Source organism: Streptomyces sp. NPDC037083, from assembly GCF_055606485.1.
The window spans coordinates 769,438-794,031 of the sequence record NZ_JBVJSQ010000001.1 but is presented as its reverse complement, the minus strand read 5'-3'; the positions used below and the strand labels follow the sequence as shown (position 1 = coordinate 794,031).

Annotated in this window: 35 protein-coding genes and 2 pseudogenes; 31 read left to right on the top strand and 6 right to left on the bottom strand. The window is 67.4% G+C overall.

Going from position 1 to position 24,594, the window contains the following annotated elements:
* Positions 1-50 precede the first annotated feature (50 nt).
* On the bottom strand, positions 51-470 hold the full coding sequence (locus tag ACZ7DE_RS03655; RefSeq protein ID WP_470757470.1) for a helix-turn-helix domain-containing protein: 420 nt from the start codon (positions 468-470) through the stop codon (positions 51-53).
* Positions 471-704: 234 nt separating this feature from the next.
* Positions 705-1,982, bottom strand: coding sequence for a hypothetical protein (locus tag ACZ7DE_RS03650; protein WP_470757468.1), 1,278 nt, complete (start codon positions 1,980-1,982; stop codon positions 705-707).
* A gap of 197 nt (positions 1,983-2,179) precedes the next feature.
* Here ACZ7DE_RS03650 and ACZ7DE_RS03645 point away from each other — a divergent pair, with 197 nt between their 5' ends.
* From ACZ7DE_RS03645 to tuf, 5 genes are all read left to right on the top strand, one after another.
* Complete coding sequence (locus ACZ7DE_RS03645) at positions 2,180-3,193, top strand: glycosyltransferase family 2 protein (protein ID WP_470757986.1); 1,014 nt, start codon at positions 2,180-2,182, stop codon at positions 3,191-3,193.
* Positions 3,194-3,450: 257 nt separating this feature from the next.
* On the top strand, positions 3,451-3,822 hold the full coding sequence (gene rpsL, locus ACZ7DE_RS03640) for a 30S ribosomal protein S12 (RefSeq protein ID WP_003948652.1): 372 nt from the start codon (positions 3,451-3,453) through the stop codon (positions 3,820-3,822).
* 3 nt (positions 3,823-3,825) lie between these two features.
* A complete protein-coding gene (gene rpsG / locus ACZ7DE_RS03635; RefSeq protein WP_030788318.1) occupies positions 3,826-4,296 on the top strand; it encodes a 30S ribosomal protein S7 in 471 nt (156 codons plus the stop codon).
* Between the two features lie 39 nt (positions 4,297-4,335).
* A complete protein-coding gene (gene fusA, locus ACZ7DE_RS03630) occupies positions 4,336-6,462 on the top strand; it encodes an elongation factor G (RefSeq protein ID WP_319673706.1) in 2,127 nt (708 codons plus the stop codon).
* Positions 6,463-6,618: 156 nt separating this feature from the next.
* Positions 6,619-7,812 (top strand): elongation factor Tu, encoded by a 1,194-nt coding sequence (gene tuf / locus ACZ7DE_RS03625; protein ID WP_256916737.1) that lies wholly within the window; start codon positions 6,619-6,621, stop codon positions 7,810-7,812.
* A gap of 133 nt (positions 7,813-7,945) precedes the next feature.
* On the opposite strand, the gene ACZ7DE_RS03620 is transcribed toward tuf, so the two are convergent.
* On the bottom strand, positions 7,946-8,413 hold the full coding sequence (locus ACZ7DE_RS03620; protein WP_470757465.1) for a hypothetical protein: 468 nt from the start codon (positions 8,411-8,413) through the stop codon (positions 7,946-7,948).
* Between the two features lie 169 nt (positions 8,414-8,582).
* Between ACZ7DE_RS03620 and ACZ7DE_RS03615 the strand changes: the two genes are divergently transcribed.
* Positions 8,583-9,719, top strand: a complete 1,137-nt coding sequence (locus tag ACZ7DE_RS03615; protein ID WP_470757463.1) for an acyltransferase family protein — start codon at positions 8,583-8,585, stop codon at positions 9,717-9,719.
* On the opposite strand, the pseudogene ACZ7DE_RS03610 reads toward ACZ7DE_RS03615, so the two are convergent.
* Positions 9,720-10,318 (bottom strand): annotated as a pseudogene (locus ACZ7DE_RS03610) (Uma2 family endonuclease). It lies immediately after the preceding gene.
* A 52-nt stretch (positions 10,319-10,370) separates the two neighbouring features.
* Positions 10,371-10,682, bottom strand: a pseudogene (locus tag ACZ7DE_RS03605) (helix-turn-helix domain-containing protein); the annotation flags it as partial.
* Here ACZ7DE_RS03605 and ACZ7DE_RS03600 point away from each other — a divergent pair.
* A complete protein-coding gene (locus tag ACZ7DE_RS03600; protein WP_470757461.1) occupies positions 10,659-10,817 on the top strand; it encodes a DUF397 domain-containing protein in 159 nt (52 codons plus the stop codon). The pseudogene ACZ7DE_RS03605 and the gene ACZ7DE_RS03600 sit on opposite strands and share 24 nt — an antisense overlap.
* Here ACZ7DE_RS03600 and ACZ7DE_RS03595 read toward each other — a convergent pair.
* A complete protein-coding gene (locus ACZ7DE_RS03595) occupies positions 10,791-11,099 on the bottom strand; it encodes a hypothetical protein (protein WP_470757459.1) in 309 nt (102 codons plus the stop codon). The two genes, ACZ7DE_RS03600 and ACZ7DE_RS03595, sit on opposite strands and share 27 nt — an antisense overlap.
* Before the next feature lie 535 nt (positions 11,100-11,634).
* Between ACZ7DE_RS03595 and rpsJ the strand changes: the two genes are divergently transcribed.
* From rpsJ to map, 24 genes are all read left to right on the top strand, one after another.
* Complete coding sequence (rpsJ, locus tag ACZ7DE_RS03590; protein WP_003948644.1) at positions 11,635-11,943, top strand: 30S ribosomal protein S10; 309 nt, start codon at positions 11,635-11,637, stop codon at positions 11,941-11,943.
* A 17-nt stretch (positions 11,944-11,960) separates the two neighbouring features.
* On the top strand, positions 11,961-12,605 hold the full coding sequence (gene rplC / locus ACZ7DE_RS03585) for a 50S ribosomal protein L3 (RefSeq protein WP_356249902.1): 645 nt from the start codon (positions 11,961-11,963) through the stop codon (positions 12,603-12,605).
* A gap of 8 nt (positions 12,606-12,613) precedes the next feature.
* Entirely contained in the window at positions 12,614-13,273 is a 660-nt protein-coding gene (gene rplD, locus ACZ7DE_RS03580; protein WP_470757456.1) for a 50S ribosomal protein L4, read from the top strand.
* Complete coding sequence (rplW, locus tag ACZ7DE_RS03575) at positions 13,273-13,692, top strand: 50S ribosomal protein L23 (RefSeq protein ID WP_057584678.1); 420 nt, start codon at positions 13,273-13,275, stop codon at positions 13,690-13,692. Before rplD ends, rplW begins: the two co-directional genes overlap by 1 nt.
* Positions 13,693-13,732: 40 nt before the next feature.
* A complete protein-coding gene (gene rplB / locus ACZ7DE_RS03570) occupies positions 13,733-14,569 on the top strand; it encodes a 50S ribosomal protein L2 (protein WP_007494772.1) in 837 nt (278 codons plus the stop codon).
* 12 nt (positions 14,570-14,581) lie between these two features.
* Positions 14,582-14,863: a 30S ribosomal protein S19 gene (gene rpsS / locus ACZ7DE_RS03565; RefSeq protein ID WP_069770399.1), complete on the top strand. Its 282-nt coding sequence runs from the start codon at positions 14,582-14,584 to the stop codon at positions 14,861-14,863.
* A 42-nt stretch (positions 14,864-14,905) separates the two neighbouring features.
* A complete protein-coding gene (rplV, locus tag ACZ7DE_RS03560; RefSeq protein WP_019329637.1) occupies positions 14,906-15,253 on the top strand; it encodes a 50S ribosomal protein L22 in 348 nt (115 codons plus the stop codon).
* Positions 15,253-16,083, top strand: coding sequence for a 30S ribosomal protein S3 (gene rpsC / locus ACZ7DE_RS03555; protein ID WP_470757452.1), 831 nt, complete (start codon positions 15,253-15,255; stop codon positions 16,081-16,083). The genes rplV and rpsC overlap by 1 nt, the downstream gene beginning before the upstream one ends.
* A gap of 5 nt (positions 16,084-16,088) precedes the next feature.
* Complete coding sequence (gene rplP, locus ACZ7DE_RS03550; RefSeq protein WP_004927269.1) at positions 16,089-16,508, top strand: 50S ribosomal protein L16; 420 nt, start codon at positions 16,089-16,091, stop codon at positions 16,506-16,508.
* A complete protein-coding gene (gene rpmC / locus ACZ7DE_RS03545) occupies positions 16,508-16,732 on the top strand; it encodes a 50S ribosomal protein L29 (RefSeq protein ID WP_003998824.1) in 225 nt (74 codons plus the stop codon). The genes rplP and rpmC overlap by 1 nt, the downstream gene beginning before the upstream one ends.
* Positions 16,732-17,016 (top strand): 30S ribosomal protein S17, encoded by a 285-nt coding sequence (gene rpsQ / locus ACZ7DE_RS03540; protein WP_152888004.1) that lies wholly within the window; start codon positions 16,732-16,734, stop codon positions 17,014-17,016. Before rpmC ends, rpsQ begins: the two co-directional genes overlap by 1 nt.
* Before the next feature lie 121 nt (positions 17,017-17,137).
* The gene (rplN, locus tag ACZ7DE_RS03535) at positions 17,138-17,506 is read left to right on the top strand and encodes a 50S ribosomal protein L14 (protein WP_003998823.1); all 369 of its coding nucleotides are present in this window, start codon (positions 17,138-17,140) and stop codon (positions 17,504-17,506) included.
* A 2-nt stretch (positions 17,507-17,508) separates the two neighbouring features.
* A complete protein-coding gene (gene rplX, locus ACZ7DE_RS03530) occupies positions 17,509-17,832 on the top strand; it encodes a 50S ribosomal protein L24 (protein ID WP_030039760.1) in 324 nt (107 codons plus the stop codon).
* Positions 17,832-18,389 (top strand): 50S ribosomal protein L5, encoded by a 558-nt coding sequence (gene rplE, locus ACZ7DE_RS03525; protein ID WP_030788262.1) that lies wholly within the window; start codon positions 17,832-17,834, stop codon positions 18,387-18,389. The genes rplX and rplE overlap by 1 nt, the downstream gene beginning before the upstream one ends.
* Before the next feature lie 5 nt (positions 18,390-18,394).
* Positions 18,395-18,580, top strand: coding sequence for a type Z 30S ribosomal protein S14 (locus tag ACZ7DE_RS03520; RefSeq protein ID WP_030890724.1), 186 nt, complete (start codon positions 18,395-18,397; stop codon positions 18,578-18,580).
* Between the two features lie 209 nt (positions 18,581-18,789).
* Positions 18,790-19,188 (top strand): 30S ribosomal protein S8, encoded by a 399-nt coding sequence (gene rpsH, locus ACZ7DE_RS03515; RefSeq protein ID WP_013001411.1) that lies wholly within the window; start codon positions 18,790-18,792, stop codon positions 19,186-19,188.
* A gap of 24 nt (positions 19,189-19,212) precedes the next feature.
* A complete protein-coding gene (gene rplF, locus ACZ7DE_RS03510) occupies positions 19,213-19,752 on the top strand; it encodes a 50S ribosomal protein L6 (protein ID WP_099969705.1) in 540 nt (179 codons plus the stop codon).
* Positions 19,753-19,755: 3 nt separating this feature from the next.
* Positions 19,756-20,139: a 50S ribosomal protein L18 gene (gene rplR, locus ACZ7DE_RS03505; protein WP_079660410.1), complete on the top strand. Its 384-nt coding sequence runs from the start codon at positions 19,756-19,758 to the stop codon at positions 20,137-20,139.
* Positions 20,140-20,180: 41 nt separating this feature from the next.
* Positions 20,181-20,789, top strand: a complete 609-nt coding sequence (gene rpsE / locus ACZ7DE_RS03500) for a 30S ribosomal protein S5 (RefSeq protein WP_013001409.1) — start codon at positions 20,181-20,183, stop codon at positions 20,787-20,789.
* Positions 20,789-20,971, top strand: coding sequence for a 50S ribosomal protein L30 (gene rpmD / locus ACZ7DE_RS03495; RefSeq protein WP_060901490.1), 183 nt, complete (start codon positions 20,789-20,791; stop codon positions 20,969-20,971). Before rpsE ends, rpmD begins: the two co-directional genes overlap by 1 nt.
* 2 nt (positions 20,972-20,973) lie before the next feature.
* Entirely contained in the window at positions 20,974-21,429 is a 456-nt protein-coding gene (rplO, locus tag ACZ7DE_RS03490; protein WP_189190330.1) for a 50S ribosomal protein L15, read from the top strand.
* 258 nt (positions 21,430-21,687) lie between these two features.
* Entirely contained in the window at positions 21,688-23,001 is a 1,314-nt protein-coding gene (gene secY, locus ACZ7DE_RS03485; RefSeq protein WP_470757444.1) for a preprotein translocase subunit SecY, read from the top strand.
* Positions 23,001-23,663 (top strand): adenylate kinase, encoded by a 663-nt coding sequence (locus ACZ7DE_RS03480; RefSeq protein WP_470757442.1) that lies wholly within the window; start codon positions 23,001-23,003, stop codon positions 23,661-23,663. Before secY ends, ACZ7DE_RS03480 begins: the two co-directional genes overlap by 1 nt.
* A 187-nt stretch (positions 23,664-23,850) precedes the next feature.
* Positions 23,851-24,594: type I methionyl aminopeptidase (gene map / locus ACZ7DE_RS03475; RefSeq protein WP_470757439.1), on the top strand; the 744-nt coding region annotated here is incomplete at its 3' end.

The window sequence follows — 24,594 nt, the reverse complement described above, 5'->3', positions numbered from 1 at the left end:
TACGGCGAGCGTGCGCGCACGCAATCAGGGCGCGGCAGCGGGCGAGGCGGCTACGCCTGGGGCCGGGGTCCGTCCGGCAGGAACTGTCCCGCGACCCGGACGAACATCTCCCGTCGTTCCGGGGGCACGCCGAGCAGGTCGGCGACCTCCTCCAGCGTGGGACGGCGACCGGACCCCGCGCCGGGCGCCTGAGCGCCGTACGGGGAGTCCAGCTCCTCGGCGGTCAGTCGGCCGGAGCGGACGAGCATCTCGCGGACCGGCACCCCGAGCGCGCGGGCGAGCCGGCGCGTGGTCTCCAGGTCGGGCATGCTCCGCCGCTGCAGGAGGCGGGTGACCGCGGCGCGGTGCACCCCGGCCTCCTCGGCGATCCTCGTCCTGCCGCCGCCGCGGGGGCCGTCGATGTCGTAGCCGCGTGTGCGCAGGAGGTCCTCGACCCATGCGGCGAACGCGTCCAAGCCGGGGTCGGCCATGTCTGCTCTCCTTCGGGGCGGCAGGAGCTACAGCTTGCGCGCGCGCACGAACGCGGGCAAGGGGCGCGGGCGGATCCGCACGGGGGAGGCGCGTCGGTGCGGGCGGGCGGGGCAGGCGTGCGGTGAAGGCGTGCGGGGCAGGCGTGCGGTGAAGGCGTGCGGTGAAGGTGAACGCGTGTCGCGAGCCCCTGCGGTCGTGAGCCCCTGCGGTGCCGTCCGGAGACGGGCGTGCGGTTACGGAATCCCCAGTTCGAAGATCACGAAGTGCGCGTACCACCCCGAGGCGACGGCCGCCGTCGTGAAGAACACCGTCAGGCTCGGCCACTTCAGCCGGCTCATCGCCGCCGCCGGGGCCAGGAGGAGAGGGAAGACCGGCAGCAGGTACCGCCCCGTGTTGCCGAACATCTGCTGTGTGCCCAGCACGGTGATCACGCTCGCCAGCGTGTACGCGACCAGCACCAGCGGCGGCTTCCTGCGCAGCATCAGCGCGATCAGGAAGGGCAGCGCCAGCACCAGCTGCACGGCGAGGAGGTCCGGCACGGAGAACGCGAACAGGTAGTTCTGACGACCGATCGCCGTGTTGCCCAGCACGTCGAGGGTGTAGGAGCCGAAGTCGAAGTAGTGCGCCCACCCCTCGCGCTGGAGCGTGAAGTACGCGGTCAGGTCGTTGGAGGCGAGTCCGACCCAGGTGACGTAGGTCAGCAGGCCGAGCGGCGCGGCGACCATGGCGTACACGGGCCCGGAGACGCCGTGCTCGCGCCTGCTGTCCCGCCGGGCGAGGGTCACGATCGCGGCGAGCCCGACCGCGCCGATGAGGGCCGCGGAGGTCGGCCGGTTGAGCCCGGCCAGGAAGGCGAGCAGTCCCGCGGCCACCCAGCGGCGCTTCATCACGCAGTAGCAGCACCAGGCCGCGATGGCGACGAACACCGACTCCGAGTAGACCGCCCACTCCACGCCGGCGCCGGGCGCCACCGCCCACAGTCCGGCCGCGATGGTGCCCGCCCGGGCCCCGGCGAGCGTCGAGATCACGGCGTAGATCCCGGCGGCCGCGACGAAGGAGGCCATGACCGAGACCAGCATCGCCGAGCCGTACAGGCCCAGCCCGGTGATCTCGGAGACGCCCCGGATCAGGCCCGGGAAGAGCGGGAAGAAGGCGACCGAGTTCTGCTGGACGGTGAACAGCCCGCCCGGGCTGAGCGGTACCAGCGGGCGCGGCTCGTACCCCTTCTCGGCGACCTGGAGGTACCACCAGCCGTCCCAGGTGGCGAGCACGTCCCACCAGTGCGCGCCGCCGCCGAAGCGGGGGTTCTTCTTCTGGTACTCGTCGGCCGCTTCCAGCAGCCAGGCGAACACGGTCAGTCCCACGAGCTTCGTCACGCCGTAGAGGAGCAGCGGGGCGAGGTACGGTCGTACACCGTCGGGCAGGGTGAGGCGGCGCAGCCGCGTCGACCGCTCCTTCGGCCCGTCGGGCACGGCGGAGTCCGTAGCCGTGTCGCTGGAAGCCGTGCTCATGGCTGGGGTCCCCCCTCGGCCGACCGCCGGACGTCCTGGGGCGGCGCCGCTGTCCGGGTGATCGTGACGTTCGGTCATAGGAATGCGGTCATAAGATCGCAACAGAGTCGCACATGTGCGCCACAGCAGGGGGAGGACGGGTGGCCGAAGCGCCGACGACCACGGCTGCGGCGACCGTCTTGTCGGTCGTCATACCCATGTACAACGAGGAAGAGGTCCTGCCCGCGCTGGTCAGCCGGTTGCGTCCGGTGCTCGCGGGCCTCGGCGTCCCCCACGAGGTCGTCGCCGTGGACGACGGCAGCACCGACCGCACGGCCGAGCTGCTGGACGCGTTCCGGCTCGGCTGGCCGGAGCTGCGCGTCATCGGCCTGCGCCGCAACTCCGGTCACCAGGCCGCCCTCACCGCGGGCCTCGACCGGGCCGTGGGCGCGTACGTGGTCAGCATCGACGCCGACCTGCAGGACCCGCCCGAGAAGATCGCCGACATGCTCGCGCTGGCCCGCGCCGAGAACCTGGACATCGTGTACGGCATCCGCGCCGACCGGGCCAGCGACACCGGGTTCAAGCGCTGGACGGCGGGCCTGTACTACCGCCTGGTCCGCCGCTTGGCGGGCCCGTCCGTCCCGGCCCAGGCCGGTGACTTCCGGCTGCTGAGCCGGGCGGCCGTGGACGCTTTGAAGGCGCTGCCGGACCAGCAGCGCGTCTACCGTCTCCTCGTGCCGTGGCTCGGCTTCCCCAGCGGAGAGGTGACCTACGAGCGCGCACCGCGGCCGGCGGGCCAGAGCAAGTACCCCCTGGGCCGGATGATCCGCCTGGCGCTCGACAGCGTCACGGGCTTCTCGGCGGCGCCCCTGCGCATCGCCACCTGGCTCGGCGGCTTCGCGTTCCTGGTCTGCCTCGGCCTGATGGTCTACACGCTGAGCGCCCACGCCTTCCAGCACACCGTCCCCGGCTGGACGTCCCTGTTCATCGGCGTGCTGTTCATCGGCGCCGTGCAGCTGGTCTGCGTGGGCCTGCTCGGCGAGTACGTGGGCCGTATCTACACGGCCGTGCAGAACCGTCCGACGTACTTCGTCGGCCGTGACACGGCGGCCCCGGCTCCCGCGGCCGCCGATCCCGCCCCCGTTCCGCCGCCGGCGTCCGCGGCGCCCCCGGCGGGCGCCGCGGACGTTCCGGCTCCGGTGGCGCAAAGGCTGAGGCAGCGCTCCTGAAGCCCCCGGCGTGTCGGTGGTGGAGCTTCTGTTTTGACCGGAGTCAGTGCGCTAGGTACGCTCAGACCTTGTGCCTGGGGTGTGCCCTGGCCCTTGTGCGTGTCTTCAACCGCACTCGGGTCTCAAGCAGTGGCCACCGCGATCTGCGCCTCTTTCTGCCTCGCGGCGGAAGTCCGCGGGTTCGACACACCCGACCGCGTGGGTCGGCGAAGTTCCAGGTTAGCTGTACAAATCGGCACACAGAAACCGGAGAAGTAGTGCCTACGATCCAGCAGCTGGTCCGTAAGGGCCGGCAGGACAAGGTCGAAAAGAACAAGACGCCCGCACTCGAGGGTTCCCCTCAGCGTCGCGGCGTCTGCACGCGTGTGTTCACGACCACCCCGAAGAAGCCGAACTCGGCCCTGCGTAAGGTCGCGCGTGTGCGTCTGACCAGCGGGATCGAGGTCACCGCTTACATTCCGGGTGAGGGACACAACCTGCAGGAGCACTCCATCGTGCTCGTGCGTGGTGGCCGTGTGAAGGACCTGCCGGGTGTTCGCTACAAGATCATCCGCGGCTCCCTCGACACCCAGGGTGTCAAGAACCGCAAGCAGGCCCGCAGCCGCTACGGCGCCAAGAAGGAGAAGTAAGAAATGCCTCGTAAGGGCCCTGCCCCGAAGCGCCCGGTCATCATCGACCCGGTCTACGGTTCTCCTCTTGTCACGTCGCTCATCAACAAGGTGCTGCTGAACGGCAAGCGCTCCACCGCCGAGCGCATCGTCTACGGCGCCATGGAGGGCCTGCGCGAGAAGACCGGCAACGACCCGGTCATCACGCTGAAGCGCGCTCTCGAGAACATCAAGCCGACCATCGAGGTCAAGTCCCGCCGTGTCGGTGGCGCGACCTACCAGGTTCCGGTCGAGGTCAAGCCGGGTCGCGCGAGCACCCTGGCGCTGCGCTGGCTCGTGGGCTACTCCCGCGCCCGTCGCGAGAAGACCATGACCGAGCGCCTGCTCAACGAGCTTCTCGACGCGTCCAACGGCCTCGGCGCCGCTGTGAAGAAGCGCGAGGACACCCACAAGATGGCCGAGTCCAACAAGGCCTTCGCGCACTACCGCTGGTAGTCGCTACCCACATCGAGACCGAGAGAAGACTGAAGCCTTATGGCTACCACTTCACTTGACCTGGCCAAGGTCCGCAACATCGGGATCATGGCCCACATCGACGCGGGCAAGACGACCACCACCGAGCGGATCCTGTTCTACACCGGCGTTTCGTACAAGATCGGTGAGGTCCACGACGGCGCTGCCACCATGGACTGGATGGAGCAGGAGCAGGAGCGTGGCATCACGATCACGTCTGCTGCCACCACCTGTCACTGGCCGCTCGCCGACGTCGACCACACCATCAACATCATCGACACGCCGGGCCACGTCGACTTCACCGTCGAGGTGGAGCGTTCCCTTCGTGTGCTCGACGGTGCCGTGACGGTGTTCGACGGCGTCGCCGGCGTCGAGCCCCAGTCCGAGACGGTGTGGCGTCAGGCGGACCGCTACGGCGTCCCGCGCATCTGCTTCGTCAACAAGCTCGACCGGACCGGTGCCGAGTTCCACCGCTGCGTCGACATGATCAGCGACCGCCTGGGTGCGCAGCCGATCGTCATGCAGCTCCCGATCGGTGCCGAGGCCGACTTCAAGGGCGTCGTCGACCTGGTCACGATGAAGGCGTTCGTGTGGTCCGCCGAGGCCACCAAGGGCGAGATGTACGACATCGTCGACATCCCGGCCACGCACACCGAGGCTGCCGAGGAGTACCGCGGCAAGCTCATCGAGGCCGTCGCCGAGAACGACGAAGAGATCATGGAGCTGTACCTGGAGGGCGAGGAGCCTTCCGAGGAGCAGCTGTACGCCGCGATCCGTCGTATCACCATCGCGTCCGGCAAGTCCAAGGACACCACCGTCACCCCGGTGTTCTGCGGTACCGCGTTCAAGAACAAGGGCGTTCAGCCCCTGCTCGACGCGGTCGTGCGCTACCTCCCCTCCCCGCTCGACGTCGAGGCCATCGAGGGCCACGCCGTGAACGACCCGGAGGAGGTCGTCAAGCGCAAGCCGTCCGACGACGAGCCGCTGTCGGCGCTGGCGTTCAAGATCATGAGCGACCCGCACCTCGGCAAGCTCACCTTCGTCCGCGTGTACTCCGGTCGCCTGGAGTCCGGCACTGCCGTGCTGAACTCCGTCAAGGGCAAGAAGGAGCGCATCGGCAAGATCTACCGCATGCACGCGAACAAGCGTGAGGAGATCGCCGCGGTCGGCGCCGGCGACATCGTCGCCGTCATGGGTCTGAAGCAGACCACGACCGGTGAGACGCTGTGCGACGACAAGGCCCCCGTGATCCTGGAGTCCATGGACTTCCCGGCTCCGGTCATCCAGGTCGCCATCGAGCCCAAGTCGAAGGGCGACCAGGAGAAGCTGGGCATCGCGATCCAGCGCCTGGCCGAGGAGGACCCGTCGTTCCAGGTCCACTCGGACGAGGAGACCGGCCAGACCATCATCGGCGGCATGGGCGAACTGCACCTCGAGGTGCTGGTCGACCGTATGCGCCGTGAGTTCAAGGTCGAGGCCAACGTCGGCAAGCCGCAGGTCGCCTACCGCGAGACCATCCGCAAGGCGGTCGACCGGGTCGACTACACGCACAAGAAGCAGACTGGTGGTACCGGCCAGTTCGCCAAGGTGCAGATCGCGATCGAGCCGATCGAGGGCGGCGACGCCTCGTACGAGTTCGTGAACAAGGTCACCGGTGGCCGTATCCCGAAGGAGTACATCCCTTCGGTCGACGCCGGTGCGCAGGAGGCCATGCAGTTCGGCATCCTCGCGGGCTACGAGATGACGGGCGTCCGCGTCACGCTTCTCGACGGTGGCTACCACGAGGTCGACTCCTCCGAGCTCGCGTTCAAGATCGCCGGCTCGCAGGCCTTCAAGGAGGCCGCGCGCAAGGCCAGCCCCGTGCTGCTCGAGCCGATGATGGCCGTCGAGGTCACCACGCCCGAGGACTACATGGGCGAGGTCATCGGCGACATCAACTCCCGCCGTGGTCAGATCCAGGCCATGGAGGAGCGGGCCGGCGCCCGTGTCGTCAAGGGCCTGGTGCCCCTGTCGGAGATGTTCGGCTACGTCGGCGACCTCCGCAGCAAGACGTCGGGTCGCGCGAGCTACTCGATGCAGTTCGACTCCTACGCCGAGGTTCCCCGGAACGTCGCCGAGGAGATCATCGCGAAGGCCAAGGGCGAGTAACGCACCGCGTTCACACGCCTTAGGCTTGACTCCGGAGCCTCGAGGGGCAAACAACCGCAATCGTGGATGTTTGCCCCGAGGCCCGGGCTTTGACAGCAAAGATCACCTGGCGCCGATGAAGTAAGGCGTACCAGAACCACTCCCAGGAGGACCCCAGTGGCGAAGGCGAAGTTCGAGCGGACTAAGCCGCACGTCAACATCGGCACCATCGGTCACATCGACCACGGTAAGACGACCCTCACGGCCGCCATTACCAAGGTGCTGCACGACAAGTACCCGGACCTGAACGAGGCCTCGGCCTTCGACCAGATCGACAAGGCTCCTGAGGAGCGTCAGCGCGGTATCACCATCTCCATCGCGCACGTCGAGTACCAGACGGAGACGCGTCACTACGCGCACGTCGACTGCCCGGGTCACGCGGACTACATCAAGAACATGATCACCGGTGCGGCCCAGATGGACGGCGCCATCCTCGTGGTCGCCGCCACCGACGGCCCGATGCCGCAGACCAAGGAGCACGTGCTCCTGGCCCGCCAGGTCGGCGTTCCGTACATCGTCGTCGCCCTGAACAAGGCCGACATGGTGGACGACGAGGAGATCCTGGAGCTCGTCGAGCTCGAGGTCCGTGAGCTCCTCTCCGAGTACGAGTTCCCGGGCGACGACCTGCCGGTCGTCAAGGTCTCGGCGCTCAAGGCGCTCGAGGGCGACCCGGAGTGGGCGAACACGGTCCTGGAGCTCATGCAGGCCGTCGACGAGTCCATCCCGGAGCCGGAGCGCGACGTCGACAAGCCGTTCCTCATGCCGATCGAGGACGTCTTCACGATCACCGGTCGCGGTACGGTCGTCACCGGCCGTATCGAGCGTGGTGTCCTGAAGGTCAACGAGACCGTCGACATCATCGGCATCAAGACCGAGAAGACCACCACCACGGTCACCGGTATCGAGATGTTCCGCAAGCTGCTCGACGAGGGCCAGGCCGGTGAGAACGTCGGTCTGCTGCTCCGCGGCATCAAGCGCGAGGACGTCGAGCGCGGCCAGGTCATCATCAAGCCGGGCTCGGTCACCCCGCACACCGAGTTCGAGGCCCAGGCCTACATCCTGTCGAAGGACGAGGGTGGTCGTCACACCCCCTTCTTCAACAACTACCGTCCGCAGTTCTACTTCCGTACGACGGACGTGACCGGCGTCGTGACCCTCCCCGAGGGCACCGAGATGGTCATGCCGGGTGACAACACCGAGATGAAGGTGGAGCTCATCCAGCCCGTCGCCATGGAAGAGGGCCTGAAGTTCGCCATCCGTGAGGGTGGCCGGACGGTCGGCGCCGGCCAGGTCACCAAGATCAACAAGTAAGTCTTGTTGCTCGACCTGGTAGCTCCAGCCTGAGCTGAGCACCTGAGAGGACCCGTACGACTCCGGTCGTACGGGTCCTCTTGCCATGTCCCGGCCCTCGCGCCATGTACGGGCCCTCGCGCCGGGGACGGACTCAGATCCGCGCGAGGACCTGCCGGACGGGATGCCCGAGCGCCTTGCCGAGATCGGCCAACTCGCCGTCGTCGAACGGCTCCCGGTCCGGATTCCAGACGGCGATCTCGAAGCGCGCGAAGCCGCACGGCCGGTCGTACGCCAGCGCGTCCAGCGAGGTCGCCGCCCCACAGCAGGGGACCTCCACGTCGAGGGTGGCGAAGCCGTCGTCGCAGTGGGCCTCGAGGAGATCGCCGTACCAGTCGTCGGCGATGTCCGCACCGCACCGCGGGCAGCCGATCCGCTCCAGGTTCTCGCCGCAGTCGACGGCCATGACGGCGTCGTACCAGTCGACGTCGACCTCGGTGTCGAAACCGCCGTCGTCCTCGGGAACGAGACGGGTCAGCATCGCGGCGGCGCGGTCGGCCGCGGCCTCGTCGGGCTGCCAGTGCGGGTCGGTCGGAATCACCGAGAGGACGTTGTCGCTCATGGGCTCACTCGAATCGTCGAAGTCGTCTGCGGGCGTGCTCGTCAGGTGAAGTGTCGGGGAACCCTCCGGGGCCGGCCGACGAGGGGCCGGTCAACCTTGCGCGTCGGGTGGGCGGATTGATCCTGTCTGCTCCCTGTGGGGTGGTTGTGGCCGTCGTAGTGTCACCAGGGTGACTGGCCTGGCCCTCCCACCGCTCATCGCGCAGCCGGAGCACCGCCCCGTGGCCCCCGACGCCCGCGGCCGGGGGCGGGAGCGCCCCCGCCTGCACGCCGTCGACGGCATCCGTCTGCTGGCGGCGCTCATGGTGGCGGCGCACCACTACGCCGGCACGGCCCGCGTGAACCGGCCGGGCAACCCGATCTGGGGCCGGCCGGTCTCGGAGATCATGCCGACGGCGTTCCATGCGGCAGCCTACGGCTGGATCGGCGTCGAGATCTTCTTCGTGATCAGCGGCTTCGTCATCTGCATGTCGTGCTGGGGGCGCACGCCCAGGCAGTTCTTCGTGTCGCGGGTGATCCGCCTCTACCCGGCCTACTGGTTCGCGGTCCTGTTCACGACGGGCGTGCTGGTGGCGTTGCCCGGCGTGTGGGAGCGGCTCCGCCTCCGGGACGTGCTGCTCAACCTGACGATGCTGCAGTCGGGTTCGGGGGTGCGCAACGTCGACGGCGTGTACTGGACGCTCTGGTCGGAGCTGCGTTTCTACCTCCTCTTCCTGGCGGTGGTGTGGACGGGGCTGACCTACCGCAAGGTGGTGCTGTTCTGCTGCGTCTGGGGCGCGGCGGCGATGCTGGCGCCGGTGGCGGACCTCCCACTGCTGGAACTGTTCGCGAACCCCGAGGGCGCCTGGTACTTCATCGCCGGCCTGGCCCTGTACCTGATGCACCGCTTCGGTCAGGACCTGCTGCTGTGGGGCGTTCTCGGCATGGCCTGGCTGATGGCCCAGAAGGAACTGGGCGACCGGATCGACGAGGTCGAGCACGTGTCCGGCTGGCGGGGCGCGGTGCTGATCTTCACCGTGTTCCTGCTGGTGATGGTGGCGGTGGCGCTCGGCTGGACGGACCGCGTCCGGTGGCGATGGCTGGCGACGGCAGGAAGCCTGACGTATCCCCTCTACCTGACGCACTACGCGGCGGGCACGGCGGTGATCAGCCGCCTGCGGGACGAGATGGACGCGCGGCTGCTGGTCGGGTCGGTGCTGGCCGCCTTCCTGCTGCTCAGCTGGGCGGTGCACCGGTTCGTGGAGCGGCCGGCGGCGGGAGCGGTGAAGCGGGGCCTGGAGACGGCGTTCACGCGGGCGCGAGCCTGATCACGCGCCGCCGTACAGGGGGAGCCCTTCCGTGGAGATCGTCCAGTCGGCGATGGTGACGTCCTCGCCGTAGACGAAGTCCTTGCGGGTCGCGTAGCGAGGGCCGTCGGGGGTGGAGTGGATGTCTGTGTGGACCGCGCCCGTACCGGTGCGTGGGTCGAAGATCGCGTAGACGGGGATGCCCATCAGCGGGTAGTCGCGTGCCTTGCTCACCCAGTCGTTGTCCGGGTTGGAGCGCGAGACGACCTCGATGGCGGCGACGAGCGACCGGGCATCGAAGGAGCCCTCTCCTTCCATGTCCGCCTCGGCGATCACACCGGTGAGCCCGACGTGGAGGACGAACCCGAGGGCATCATGCGCCGTCCCGATGTGATGGTTTGGGCCACGATCTCGTCCGGCATCGCCTTTTCCAGTCGCTTCCGGACGCGCAGCACGGTGAGCTCGTGCGGCCTCGTGGGCGACATCATGTCGAGGACGATCCCTTCCTTGGTGATCTCGAACCTGCCGGGGAGGTTGTCGTCCGCCGACTCCACGAAGTCCCGCATGGCCCGGTAGAGGAGGGAGACGCCCTGCTGAGTGTTGTCCGAGGCGATGGTCATGGCGCTCGCTCCTCGTCGTCTGTGCCCAGGGGCAAGGATCGTCACGCTCATGCTAGGCGGCCTCCGGGTGATCGGTTCGGCAGTCGCGGCAGAGTCCTCGCGTCGGTGAGCGGAAGGGACGGTCGCAGCCGTCGCAGGTGGGGAGCGGGCCTCGCACCGGCGGTGGAGCCTCCGGCGGCGCCCGGAAGGGCGGTGGGGGCGGCAACTGGGCGGCGAGGCGGTGGGCCAGGAGGGCGGCCGGTCTGCGCAGCGGGTCTGCCGGGAGGTCGGCGGTGAGGGCCTGCACCACGGCCGCGGGGCCGACGTCCCGCTCCAGCCAGGCGGCGACTCCGGGAGCCAGGTGCTCCGCGTCCGCGGCGGACAGGTGGCCGCCGCCCCCGCCGTCATCCACGTCCGGGACAGCAAGAACGCGGAAGGCGGCCCCACCTTCCAGGTCGCCTCGGCCGCCTGGACGGAGTTCGTGGCCTACGCGTCAGCCGGACATCATCACGCCCAGTAGCAGCAGGAGCACCACCGGCAGGAGCGTGATCGCCAGGGCCGCCCCGGCCGCCAGGATGCGGAGTGTCCTGAAGGAGCGGCGGTGGGGCGGCGCCCAGGCCGCGGCGAACAGCGCGAGCGCCCAGTAGAGCGCCGCTCCGTACTGGCCCATGCCGCCCTGTGCCCGGACCATGCTGTACTCCAGTGCGAGGACCGGCAGGCCGACCGCGGAGGCGACCAGGGGGATCCTCCACCAGGTCGGGTGGTCGGCCGGGCGTCGAGGCGCGGTGTCGTGCGTCGTCATGAGGGCCACTTCACCAGCGCCGGCCGGCCCGGACATCGGGGCGCGTACTCATGTGCGAGGCCCGTTCCACCTGAGTAGCGAGCCCCCGCCGAAGCCTCCGGGAGCGGCGCGCCGTGGGCCGCGTTTGACCTGCGTCACGTCCGGGGTATTCTCTCCGGCCCGATTGGCCAGGCCCCTGCCCCATATGGCAGACTGTCGGAGTTGCTCGGTCGAGTGTTGATGCTGCGCGCCTCCCGCCGGGAGGACCGGAAGCGAGTCCCACAGTACTCGTCGCCCTAACTGCCTGATGGCAGCGCTGGGGCGGACGTACGGGAATCTTTCGGGAAGTGTCAGTGCGGCGCCGACCAGGCACCCGGTGGACCTTTCGTCCCCGGCTTGCGGTTCCGGAAGGGCCGTGCTTTCCCAGCAGGGATGTTCGAACAAGGGGCATCTGTGTCAGTGAGAGCGCGACACACCCGACCGCGTGGGTCGGAGGATCGAGTGAACGGGACACCCGGTTCCAGAGCGTTAGAAGAGACAGGACTACTGAGTAGCCATGGCGGGACAGAAGATCCGCATCCGGCTCAAGGCCTACGACCACGAGGTCATCGACAGCTCGGCGAAGAAGATCGTCGAGACGGTGACCCGCACTGGTGCGTCGGTCGCGGGCCCGGTGCCGCTGCCCACTGAGAAGAACGTGTACTGCGTCATCAAGTCGCCGCACAAGTACAAGGACTCGCGCGAGCACTTCGAGATGCGCACGCACAAGCGCCTGATCGACATTCTCGACCCGACCCCCAAGACCGTTGACTCTCTGATGCGACTCGACCTCCCGGCCGGTGTCGACATCGAGATCAAGCTCTGAGGGCTGGTGATCTGAGAATGGCTAAGCAGATCAAGGGCATCCTGGGCGAGAAGCTCGGCATGACGCAGGTGTGGGACGAGAACAACCGTGTTGTTCCGGTCACCGTCGTCAAGGCCGGCCCCAACGTCGTGACCCAGGTCCGTACGAACGACAGTGACGGCTACGAGTCGGTCCAGATCGCCTTCGGCGAGATCGACCCGCGCAAGGTGAACAAGCCCCTCAAGGGTCACTTCGCCAAGGCCGACGTCACCCCCCGTCGCCACCTCGTCGAGATCCGCACCGCGGACGCCTCCGAGTACACGCTGGGCCAGGAGATCACCGCTGAGGTGTTCGAGGCCGGCGTGAAGGTCGACGTGACCGGCAAGAGCAAGGGCAAGGGCTTCGCCGGTGTCATGAAGCGTCACAACTTCAAGGGCCTCGGCGCCGGTCACGGCACCCAGCGCAAGCACCGCTCGCCCGGTTCCATCGGTGGCTGCGCCACCCCGGGCCGCGTGTTCAAGGGCCTCCGCATGGCGGGTCGCATGGGCAACGAGCGTGTCACCACCCAGAACCTGACCGTCCACGCCGTTGACGCGGAGAAGGGTCTGCTGCTCATCAAGGGCGCTGTCCCCGGTCCGAACGGCGGCCTCGTCCTGGTCCGCACTGCGGCCAAGGGGGCCTGAGGTAACCGATGAGCACTGTTGACATCCTTTCGCCTGCAGGCGAGAAGACCGGAAGCGTCGAGCTCCCCGCGGAGATCTTCGGCGTGGAGAAGATCAGCATCCCGCTGATCCACCAGGTCGTCGTCGCGCAGAACGCGGCTGCCCGTCAGGGCACGCACAAGACCAAGACCCGCGGCGAGGTTCGCGGTGGCGGTAAGAAGCCTTACCGTCAGAAGGGCACCGGCCGCGCGCGCCAGGGCTCGACCCGCGCGCCGCAGTTCGCCGGTGGTGGCGTCGTGCACGGTCCCGTGCCGCGTGACTACTCGCAGCGGACCCCGAAGAAGATGAAGGCTGCCGCTCTGCGTCACGCCCTCACCGACCGGGCCCGCCACAACCGCATTCACGTCGTCACCGGCGTGATCGAGGGCGAGACCCCCTCCACCAAGGCCGCTCGCACGCTGTTCGGCAAGATCTCGGAGCGCAAGAACCTGCTCCTGGTCGTCGACCGTGCCGACGAGGCCGCGTGGCTGTCCGCCCGCAACCTGCCCCAGGTGCACATCCTGGAGCCGGGCCAGCTGAACACGTACGACGTGATCGTCTCGGACGACGTGGTCTTCACCCAGGCCGCTCTTGAGTCCTTCGTGTCCGGCCCGAACAAGGCCAACGACACCGAAGGGAGTGACGCCTGATGGCTACGCGTCACCCGAGCATCGCCTCCAAGGCGGCCAAGGCCGCCAAGGCCGCGCGCGTCGCCAAGGCGAAGCGCCACGAGGCCGAGGGCAAGAACACCGTCGTCACCGCGCCCAGCAAGGCGTACACGGACCCCCGTGACGTGCTGCTGAAGCCGGTCGTGTCGGAGAAGAGCTACGCGCTCCTCGACGAGAACAAGTACACGTTCATCGTCGACCCGAACGCCAACAAGACCCAGATCAAGCAGGCCGTCCAGGCGGTCTTCTCGGTCAAGGTCACCGGGGTCAACACGATCAACCGCATCGGCAAGCGCAAGCGCACGAAGACCGGTTTCGGTCAGCGTGCCGGCACCAAGCGCGCGATCGTGACCCTTGCTGAGGGCGACCGTATCGACATCTTCGGCGGTCCGACCGCCTGAGGGCGGTCCGGATCGTCCGATATCGGACGAGGACTGAAAAATGGGAATCCGCAAGTACAAGCCGACTACGCCGGGCCGTCGTGGCTCCAGCGTCGCCGACTTCGTCGAGGTCACGCGGTCCACGCCGGAGAAGTCGCTGGTCCGCCCGCTGCACAGCAAGGGCGGCCGTAACAACGCCGGTCGTGTGACCGTTCGCCACCAGGGTGGCGGACACAAGCGCGCCTACCGAGTGATCGACTTCCGTCGTCACGACAAGGACGGCGTGCCGGCGAAGGTCGCGCACATCGAGTACGACCCCAACCGCACCGCGCGCATCGCGCTGCTGCACTACGCCGACGGCGAGAAGCGCTACATCCTCGCCCCGCGCAACCTGCAGCAGGGCGACCGCGTGGAGAACGGTCCCGGGGCCGACATCAAGCCGGGCAACAACCTGGCGCTCCGCAACATCCCGGTCGGTACCACGATCCACGCGATCGAGCTCCGTCCCGGTGGCGGCGCCAAGTTCGCCCGCTCCGCCGGTGCCTCCGTGCAGCTGCTCGCGAAGGAGGGCTCGATGGCCCACCTCCGCATGCCGTCCGGTGAGATCCGCCTGGTCGACCAGCGCTGCCGCGCCACGGTCGGCGAGGTCGGCAACGCCGAGCAGAGCAACATCAACTGGGGCAAGGCCGGCCGCAAGCGCTGGCTGGGCGTCCGCCCGACCGTTCGCGGTGTGGCGATGAACCCGGTTGACCACCCGCACGGTGGTGGTGAGGGCAAGACCTCCGGTGGTCGCCACCCGGTCAGCCCCTGGGGTCAGAAGGAGGGTCGTACTCGTTCGCCGAAGAAGGCTTCGAACAAGTACATCGTCCGCCGCCGCAAGACGAACAAGAAGCGCTAGGAGCGGGTTTAGATGCCGCGCAGTCTCAAGAAGGGGCCCTTCGTCGACGACCACCTCGTGAAGAAGGTGGACGCCCAGAACGAAGCCGGTTCCAAGAACGTCATCAAGACCTGGTCCCGTCGCTCGATGATCATTCCCAGCATGCTGGGCCACACGATCGCGGTGCACAACGGCAAGACCCACATTCCGGTGTTTGTCACCGAGTCGATGGTCGGCCACAAGCTCGGCGAGTTCTCGCCGACGCGCACCTTCCGGGGTCACGTCAAGGACGACCGGAAGTCGAAGCGCCGCTAGTAGCGGGGTGGAATGACCATGACAGACACTGGAAGGACAACCATGGAAGCCAGGGCCCAGGCGCGGTACATCCGCGTCACGCCCATGAAGGCCCGCCGGGTGGTGGACCTTATCCGTGGCATGGACGCCACGGAGGCTCAGGCGGTCCTGCGTTTCGCCCCGCAGGCCGCGAGCGTGCCGGTCGGCAAGGTGCTGGACAGCGCCATTGCCAACGCCGCGCACAACTACGACCACACTGACGCCGACAGCCTCTACATCTCCGAGGCGTACGTCGACGAGGGCCCGACCCTGAAGCGGTTCCGTCCGCGCGCCCAGGGCCGCGCCTACCGGATCCGCAAGCGGACCAGCCACATCACCGTGGTCGTCAGCAGCAAGGAAGGGACCCGGTAATGGGCCAGAAGGTTAACCCGCATGGGTTCCGGCTCGGCATCACCACGGACTTCAAGTCCCGCTGGTACGCCGACAAGTCGTACAAGGAATACGTCAAGGAAGACGTCGCCATCCGTCGGATGATGACGTCCGGCATGGAGCGCGCCGGCATCTCGAAGGTTGAGATCGAGCGCACCCGTGACCGTGTCCGCGTCGACATCCACACCGCGCGTCCGGGCATCGTCATCGGCCGCCGCGGCGCCGAGGCCGACCGTATCCGCGGCGACCTGGAGAAGCTGACCAAGAAGCAGGTCCAGCTGAACATCCTCGAGGTCAAGAACCCCGAGGTCGACGCTCAGCTGGTGGCCCAGGCCGTCGCCGAGCAGCTGTCCTCCCGCGTCTCCTTCCGTCGCGCCATGCGTAAGAGCATGCAGTCGGCGATGAAGGCGGGCGCCAAGGGCATCAAGATCCAGTGCGGTGGCCGCCTCGGCGGCGCCGAGATGTCCCGCTCGGAGTTCTACCGCGAGGGCCGTGTGCCCCTGCACACGCTCCGCGCGAACGTGGACTACGGCTTCTTCGAGGCCAAGACGACCTTCGGCCGCATCGGCGTGAAGGTCTGGATCTACAAGGGCGATGTCAAGAACATCGCCGAGGTCCGCGCCGAGAACGCTGCTGCCCGCGCCGGCAACCGCCCGGCCCGTGGCGGCGCTGACCGCCCGGCCGGCCGTGGTGGCCGCGGCGGCGAGCGTGGCGGTCGCGGTCGTAAGCCGCAGCAGGCTCCCGCTGCCGAGGCCCCCAAGGCCGAGGCTCCGGCTGCCGCTCCGGCTGAGAGCACCGGAACGGAGGCCTGACCGACATGCTGATCCCCCGTAGGGTCAAGCACCGCAAGCAGCACCACCCGAAGCGCCGTGGTCAGGCCAAGGGCGGTACGACGGTCGCGTTCGGCGAGTACGGCATTCAGGCCCTCACGCCGGCGTACGTGACCAACCGCCAGATCGAGGCGGCCCGTATCGCGATGACCCGCCACATCAAGCGTGGCGGCAAGGTCTGGATCAACATCTACCCGGACCGCCCGCTCACGAAGAAGCCTGCCGAGACCCGCATGGGTTCCGGTAAGGGTTCTCCGGAGTGGTGGATCGCGAACGTGCACCCGGGCCGGGTCATGTTCGAGCTGTCCTACCCCAACGAGAAGATCGCCCGTGAGGCCCTGACTCGCGCCGCTCACAAGCTGCCGATGAAGTGCCGGATCGTCAAGCGCGAGGCAGGTGAAGCGTGATGTCGGCCGGTACCAAGGCGTCCGAGCTGCGCGAACTGGGTGACGAGGAGCTTCTGGCGAAGCTCCGCGAAGCCAAGGAAGAGCTGTTCAACCTCCGCTTCCAGGCGGCGACGGGTCAGCTCGAGAACCACGGTCGGCTCAAGGCCGTCCGTAAGGACATCGCGCGGATCTACACCCTGATGCGTGAGCGCGAGCTGGGCATCGAGACGGTGGAGAGCGCCTGATGAGCGAGAGCAACGTGACTGAGAACACCGAGGCCCGTGGCTTCCGTAAGACCCGTGAGGGTCTGGTCGTCAGCGACAAGATGGACAAGACCGTCGTCGTCGCCGTCGAAGACCGTGTGAAGCACGCGCTGTACGGCAAGGTCATCCGCCGTACGAACAAGCTCAAGGCTCACGACGAGCAGAACGCCGCGGGCGTCGGCGACCGTGTCCTCCTTGCGGAGACCCGGCCGCTGTCCGCGACGAAGCGCTGGCGCGTCGTCGAGATCCTCGAGAAGGCCAAGTAATTTCCTGCGGCCCTAAAAAAATGTAGGGGCCCCGCAGGACAGTTCCGCCAGGCTCGGCAGGGGCTCCACCTCGTAACGAGGCGGCCCCTGCCGGGAACCGGCAGACAAACAGGAGATAGACGTGATCCAGCAGGAGTCGCGACTGCGTGTCGCCGACAACACTGGTGCGAAGGAAATCCTTTGCATCCGTGTGCTCGGTGGCTCCGGTCGCCGCTACGCGGGCATCGGTGACGTCATCGTCGCCACCGTCAAGGACGCGATCCCCGGTGGCAACGTGAAGAAGGGTGACGTCGTCAAGGCGGTCATCGTTCGCACCGTCAAGGAGCGCCGCCGTCCGGACGGCTCGTACATCCGCTTCGACGAGAACGCCGCCGTCATTCTGAAGAACGACGGCGACCCTCGCGGCACCCGCATCTTCGGCCCGGTCGGGCGTGAGCTGCGCGAGAAGAAGTTCATGAAGATCATCTCGCTGGCTCCGGAGGTGCTGTAAGCATGAAGATCAAGAAGGGCGACCTGGTCCAGGTCATCACGGGCAAGGACAAGGGCAAGCAGGGCAAGGTCATCGCGGCCTTCCCCCGCGAGGACCGCGTCCTGGTCGAGGGTGTCAACCGGGTCAAGAAGCACACGAAGGCCGGTCCGACCGCCAAGGGCTCGCAGGCCGGCGGCATCGTGACCACCGAGGCCCCGATCCACGTGTCCAACGTTCAGCTGGTCGTGGAGAAGGACGGCAACAAGGTCGTCACGCGCGTCGGTTACCGCTTCGACGACGAGGGCAACAAGATCCGCGTTGCCAAGCGGACGGGTGAGGACATCTGATGGCTACCACCACCACTCCGCGTCTGAAGACGAAGTACCGCGAGGAGATCGCGGGCAAGCTGCGTGAGGAGTTCTCCTACGAGAACGTCATGCAGATCCCCGGCCTCGTCAAGATCGTGGTCAACATGGGTGTGGGCGACGCCGCCCGCGACTCCAAGCTGATCGAGGGCGCCATCCGCGACCTCACCACGATCACCGGTCAGAAGCCGGCCGTCACCAAGGCCCGTAAGTCCATCGCGCAGTTCAAGCTGCGTGAGGGCCAGCCGATCGGTGCCCACGTCACGCTTCGTGGCGACCGCATGTGGGAGTTCCTGGACCGCACCCTGTCGCTCGCGCTCCCGCGCATCCGCGACTTCCGTGGTCTGTCCCCCAAGCAGTTCGACGGCCGTGGCAACTACACCTTCGGTCTCACGGAGCAGGTCATGTTCCACGAGATCGACCAGGACAAGATCGACCGTGTCCGGGGTATGGACATCACCGTGGTCACCACGGCGACCAACGACGCTGAGGGCCGCGCGCTCCTTCGTCACCTCGGCTTCCCCTTCAAGGAGGCGTGAGCGAGATGGCGAAGAAGGCTCTGATCGCAAAGGCTGCTCGCAAGCCCAAGTTCGCTGTGCGCGCTTACAACCGCTGCCAGCGCTGCGGTCGTCCGCACTCCGTGTACCGCAAGTTCGGCCTGTGCCGTGTGTGCCTTCGTGAGATGGCTCACCGCGGCGAGCTGCCGGGCGTGACCAAGAGCTCCTGGTAAACCCCTTATTAGGGGTTCCGGAGGCTCTCGGTAAGCAATGGGCGTGTCAGGCGCCCTCCTCTCCATGGCTTAGGCTGGGAGGGTTGGGCGCCTGACGCCCGTACGACTTACTACGCCGTAGGTCCACCGCGCCGCACCCGTCCCGTCTCGGATCGGGGAGAGGGATGGCGCACCAGGAAACCCCGGCGAGAGAGGCCACAGGCCAATTCATGACCATGACTGATCCGATCGCAGACATGCTTACGCGTCTGCGGAACGCGAACTCGGCGTACCACGACTCCGTGACGATGCCGGCATCGAAGATCAAGTCTCACATCGCGGAGATCCTCCAGCAGGAGGGCTTCATCACGGGCTGGAAGGTCGAGGACGCCGAGGTCGGCAAGAACCTCGTTCTCGAGCTCAAGTTCGGCCCGAACCGTGAGCGCTCCATCGCGGGCATCAAGCGGATCTCCAAGCCCGGTCTCCGGGTTTACGCGAAGTCCACCTCCCTGCCCAAGGTGCTCGGTGGCCTCGGCGTGGCGATCATCTCCACGTCGCACGGTCTCCTCACCGACAAGCAGGCCGGCAAGAAGGGCGTAGGCGGAGAAGTTCTCGCCTACGTCTGGTAGCGGAAGGGAACGGAGGAAACAGCTATGTCGCGCATTGGCAAGCTCCCCATCACGGTTCCCGCCGGCGTGGACGTCACCATCGACGGCCAGACGGTCTCGGTCAAGGGCCCCAAGGGCTCGCTGACCCACACCGTCGTTGCGCCGATCGAGATCGCCAAGGGTGAGGACGGCGTTCTGAACGTCACCCGCCCCAACGACGAGCGTCAGAGCAAGGCCCTGCACGGCCTGTCCCGCACGCTGGTGGCGAACATGATCACCGGCGTGACCCAGGGTTACGTGAAGAAGCTCGAGATCAGTGGTGTCGGTTACCGCGTGACCGCGAAGGGCTCGAACCTCGAGTTCGCGCTCGGTTACAGCCACCCGATCACCGTCGAGGCGCCCGAGGGCATCACCTTCAAGGTGGAGACCCCGACCCGCTTCCAGGTCGAGGGCATCGACAAGCAGAAGGTCGGCGAGGTTGCGGCCAACATCCGCAAGCTGCGCAAGCCCGACCCGTACAAGGCCAAGGGTGTCAAGTACGAGGGCGAAGTCATCCGCCGCAAGGTCGGAAAGGCGGGTAAGTAAGCCATGGCATACGGGCAGAAGATCCTGAAGGGCGACGCCTACAAGCGCGCCGCGATCAAGCGCCGTCACATCCGGATCCGCAAGCGGATCTCCGGTACGGCGGAGCGTCCCCGTCTGGTCGTTACCCGCTCCAACCGCCACATCGTGGCGCAGGTGATCGACGACCTCAAGGGCCACACCGTGGCCTCGGCGTCCACGCTGGACACCTCGATCCGCGGTGCCGAGGGCGACAAGAGCGCCCAGGCGAAGCAGGTCGGCGCCCTGGTCGCCGAGCGGGCCAAGGCCGCCGGTGTCGAGGCAGTCGTGTTCGACCGTGGTGGTAACCAGTACGCCGGGCGCATTGCCGCCCTGGCGGACGCCGCCCGCGAGGCCGGGCTCAAGTTCTGAGCCGGTTCCGTAGCTAGCGGAAACAGAGAGAGGTAATTCCAATGGCTGGACCCCAGCGCCGCGGTGGCGGTGCCGGTGGCGGCGAGCGGCGGGACCGGAAGGGCCGTGACGGCGGCGCTGCTGCCGCCGAGAAGACCGCGTACGTTGAGCGCGTCGTCGCGATCAACCGTGTCGCCAAGGTTGTGAAGGGTGGTCGTCGCTTCAGCTTCACCGCGCTGGTCGTGGTGGGCGATGGTGACGGCACCGTCGGTGTCGGTTACGGCAAGGCCAAGGAGGTGCCGGCCGCGATCGCCAAGGGTGTTGAAGAGGCCAAGAAGCACTTCTTCAAGGTCCCCCGCATCCAGGGCACCATCCCGCACCCGATCACGGGCGAGAAGGCCGCGGGCGTCGTCCTGCTCAAGCCTGCTTCCCCCGGTACCGGCGTTATCGCCGGTGGCCCGGTGCGTGCCGTGCTCGAGTGCGCCGGCGTTCACGACATCCTGTCGAAGTCGCTCGGCTCGTCGAACGCGATCAACATCGTGCACGCGACCGTGGAGGCCCTGAAGGGCCTGCAGCGTCCCGAGGAGATCGCGGCTCGCCGTGGTCTGCCCCTCGAGGACGTCGCTCCCGCGGCTCTGCTTCGTGCGCGTGCCGGGGCTGGTGCTGCGTAATGGCTCAGCTCAGGATCACGCAGACGAAGTCGTACATCGGCAGCAAGCAGAACCACCGTGACACCCTGCGTTCGCTCGGGCTCAAGCGCCTGAACGACGTGGTCGTCAAGGAGGACCGCCCCGAGTTCCGCGGCATGGTGCACACCGTCCGCCACCTCGTGACGGTCGAGGAGGTCGACTGATCATGGCGGAGAACAACCCGCTCAAGATCCACAACCTCCGTCCCGCCCCGGGCGCCAAGACCGCGAAGACCCGTGTGGGTCGTGGTGAGGCGTCGAAGGGTAAGACGGCCGGTCGTGGTACCAAGGGCACGAAGGCCCGTTACCAGGTTCCGGAGCGCTTCGAGGGTGGGCAGATGCCCCTCCACATGCGCCTTCCGAAGCTCAAGGGCTTCCGGAACCCGTTCAAGACCGAGTTCCAGGTCGTGAACCTCGACAAGCTGGGCGCGCTGTACCCGGAGGGTGGCGAGGTCACCGTCGAGGGGCTCGTCGCCAAGGGTGCCGTTCGCAAGAACAGCCTCGTCAAGGTCCTCGGCCAGGGCGAGATCTCCGTGGCGCTGCAGGTGACGGTCGACGCCGTCTCCGGCTCCGCCAAGGAGAAGATCACCGCCGCCGGCGGTACCGTCACCGAGCTCGTCTGAACATCTCAGGCGTCTCGATGACTTGAGCGATCCCGACCGGGGATGCCCCACAAATGGGGTATCCCCGGTTGGTCGTTCCTAGGGCAGGTGTGTCGCGGGTATGGTGACCAGCACTGCCCACTTTTCACAAGGTTCTCCCAAGGGGGCACCTTGAGCGGCAGTCGACCGTTACTCATGTCGTTGTCGTTGTCGTTGTTTTTATTGGCCCCTCAAGACCGTCACCCTTGACGCAGATGCGCGGGGGTCGCAGGAGGCACCGTGCTCACCGCGTTCGCCCGGGCGTTCAAGACGCCCGACCTGCGCAAGAAGCTGCTCTTCACGCTCGGGATCATCGTGGTCTACCGGGTCGGAACGCACATCCCGATCCCCGGCGTCGACTACACGTCCGTTCAGCGCTGTGTGGACGAAGCGTCCGGCAACCAGGGAATCTTCGGTCTGGTGAACATGTTCAGCGGCGGTGCGCTGCTGCAGATCACCATCTTCGCGCTGGGGATCATGCCGTACATCACGGCGAGCATCATCCTCCAGCTGCTGACCGTGGTCATCCCGCGCCTGGAAGCCCTGAAGAAGGAGGGTCAGGCCGGCACCGCGAAGATCACCCAGTACACGCGTTACCTGACGGTGGCCCTCGCCATCCTGCAGGGCACCGGCCTGGTGGCCACCGCCCGCAGCGGCGCCCTGTTCTCCGGCTGCACGGTCGCCTCGAGCATCGTCCCGGACCGTGCGATCTTCACCACGATCGTGATGGTCATCTGCATGACGGCCGGCACGGCCATGGTCATGTGGCTCGGCGAGCTCATCACCGACCGCGGCATCGGCAACGGCATGTCGATCCTGATGTTCATCTCGATCGCCGCGACGTTCCCCTCCGCGCTGTGGGCCATCAAGAAGCAGGGCACGCTGGCGGGCGGCTGGATCGAGTTCGGCACCGTCGTCCTGGTCGGCCTGGTCATGGTCGGCCTGGTGGTCTTCGTCGAGCAGGCCCAGCGCCGGATCCCCGTCCAGTACGCGAAGCGCATGATCGGCCGCCGGTCCTACGGCGGCACCTCGACGTACATCCCGCTGAAGGTGAACCAGGCCGGTGTGATTCCGGTCATCTTCGCCTCGTCGCTGCTCTACATCCCGGCGCTCGTCGCCCAGTTCTCCAGCGGCACCTCCGCGTGGAAGACCTGGATCGAGACAAACCTGACCAAGGGCGACCACCCGATCTACATCAGCATCTACTTCCTGCTGATCGTTTTCTTCGCTTTCTTCTACGTCGCGATCTCCTTCAACCCCGAGGAAGTCGCCGACAACATGAAGAAGTATGGTGGCTTCATCCCGGGCATCCGGGCTGGCCGGCCGACCGCTGAGTACCTGTCGTACGTGCTCAACCGGATCACCTGGCCGGGTTCGCTGTATCTGGGTCTGATCGCTCTCGTACCGACGATGGCGTTGGTTGGTTTCAATGCAAACCAGAACTTCCCGTTCGGCGGGACCAGCATCCTGATCATCGTGGGTGTGGGTCTCGAGACGGTGAAGCAGATCGAGAGCCAGCTCCAGCAGCGCAATTACGAAGGGTTCCTCCGCTGATGCGAATCGTGCTCGTCGGGCCGCCGGGTGCCGGTAAGGGGACGCAGGCCGCGTTCCTGGCCAAGAACCTGTCGATCCCGCACATCTCCACGGGCGACCTGTTCCGGGCCAACATCAGCCAGCAGACGGAGCTCGGTAAGCTCGCCAAGTCCTACATGGACGCGGGCAATCTGGTGCCGGACGAGGTCACCATCGCGATGGCCAAGGACCGCATGGAGCAGCCGGACGCCGAGCGCGGCTTCCTGCTGGACGGCTTCCCGCGCAACGTGTCCCAGGCCGAGGCGCTCGACGAGGTGCTGCAGTCCGAGGGCATGAAGCTGGACGCGGTGCTGGACCTGGAAGTCCCCGAGGAAGAGGTCGTCAAGCGGATCGCCGGTCGGCGCATCTGCCGCAAGGACTCCAGCCACGTCTTCCACGTCACCTACAGCCCGCCGAAGGCGGAGGGCGTCTGCGACGTCTGCGGCGGTCAGCTGTACCAGCGGGACGACGACTCCGAGGAGACCGTCCGGACCCGGCTGGAGGTCTACCACACGCAGACCGAGCCGATCATCGACTACTACAAGGCCCAGGGCCTGGTGGCCACGATCTCGGCGCTGGGCAAGGTGGACGAGGTCACGGCTCGCGCCATGGAGGCTCTCCGGCGCGACGGGGACGACAAGTAGAGCGCTCGAAGCGCACCATCGCCGTGTGACGCGGCGAGCAGTTCGTGCAGACGCCCGGCCGGGTTTCCCGGCCGGGCGTTCTGCGTGGTGGCGGCGCACGCGTCGCCTCAGCCGCTTCGGCGTACGCCAGTGCGTACGCGTATCCTGGAGCGTCGCGATACCAGTGGCCCAGGAGGCGCAACCCATCATGGTGCAGATCAAGACCCCCGAGCAGATCGCGAAGATGCGTGAGGCGGGGCTGGTCGTCGCCGCCATCCACGCGGCCACGTGCGAAGCGGCGGTGCCGGGGGCGACGACGAAGGACCTCGACGAGGTCGCCCGCAAGGTCCTCGCGGAGAACGGCGCGAAGTCGAACTTCCTGGGCTACGGCGGCTTCCCGGCCACCATCTGCACGTCCGTGAACGACGTCGTGGTCCACGGCATCCCCTCCGACGACGTCGTGCTCAAGGACGGCGACGTCATCTCCATCGACTGCGGCGCGATCGTGGACGGCTGGCACGGCGACGCGGCCTACACGGCGTTCGTCGGCTCCGGTCACGCCCCTGAGCTGGTCGAGCTCTCCCGGGTGACGGAGGAGTCGATGTGGGCGGGCATCGCGGCCATGAAGGCGGGCAACCGGCTGGTGGACGTGTCACGGGCCATCGAGACGTACATCCGCCGCCAGCCGAAGCCCGGCGGCGGGCGCTACGGCATCATCGAGGACTACGGCGGCCACGGCATCGGCACCGAGATGCACATGGACCCGCATCTGCTGAACTACGTCGACCGCCGGCGGGGCAAGGGGCCGAAGCTGGTGCCCGGCTTCTGCCTCGCCATCGAGCCGATGGTGTCGCTCGGCACTCCCCGGACCGAGGTCCTGGAGGACGACTGGACGGTCATCACGACCGACGGGACGTGGTCCTCGCACTGGGAGCACTCGGTGGCGTTGGCG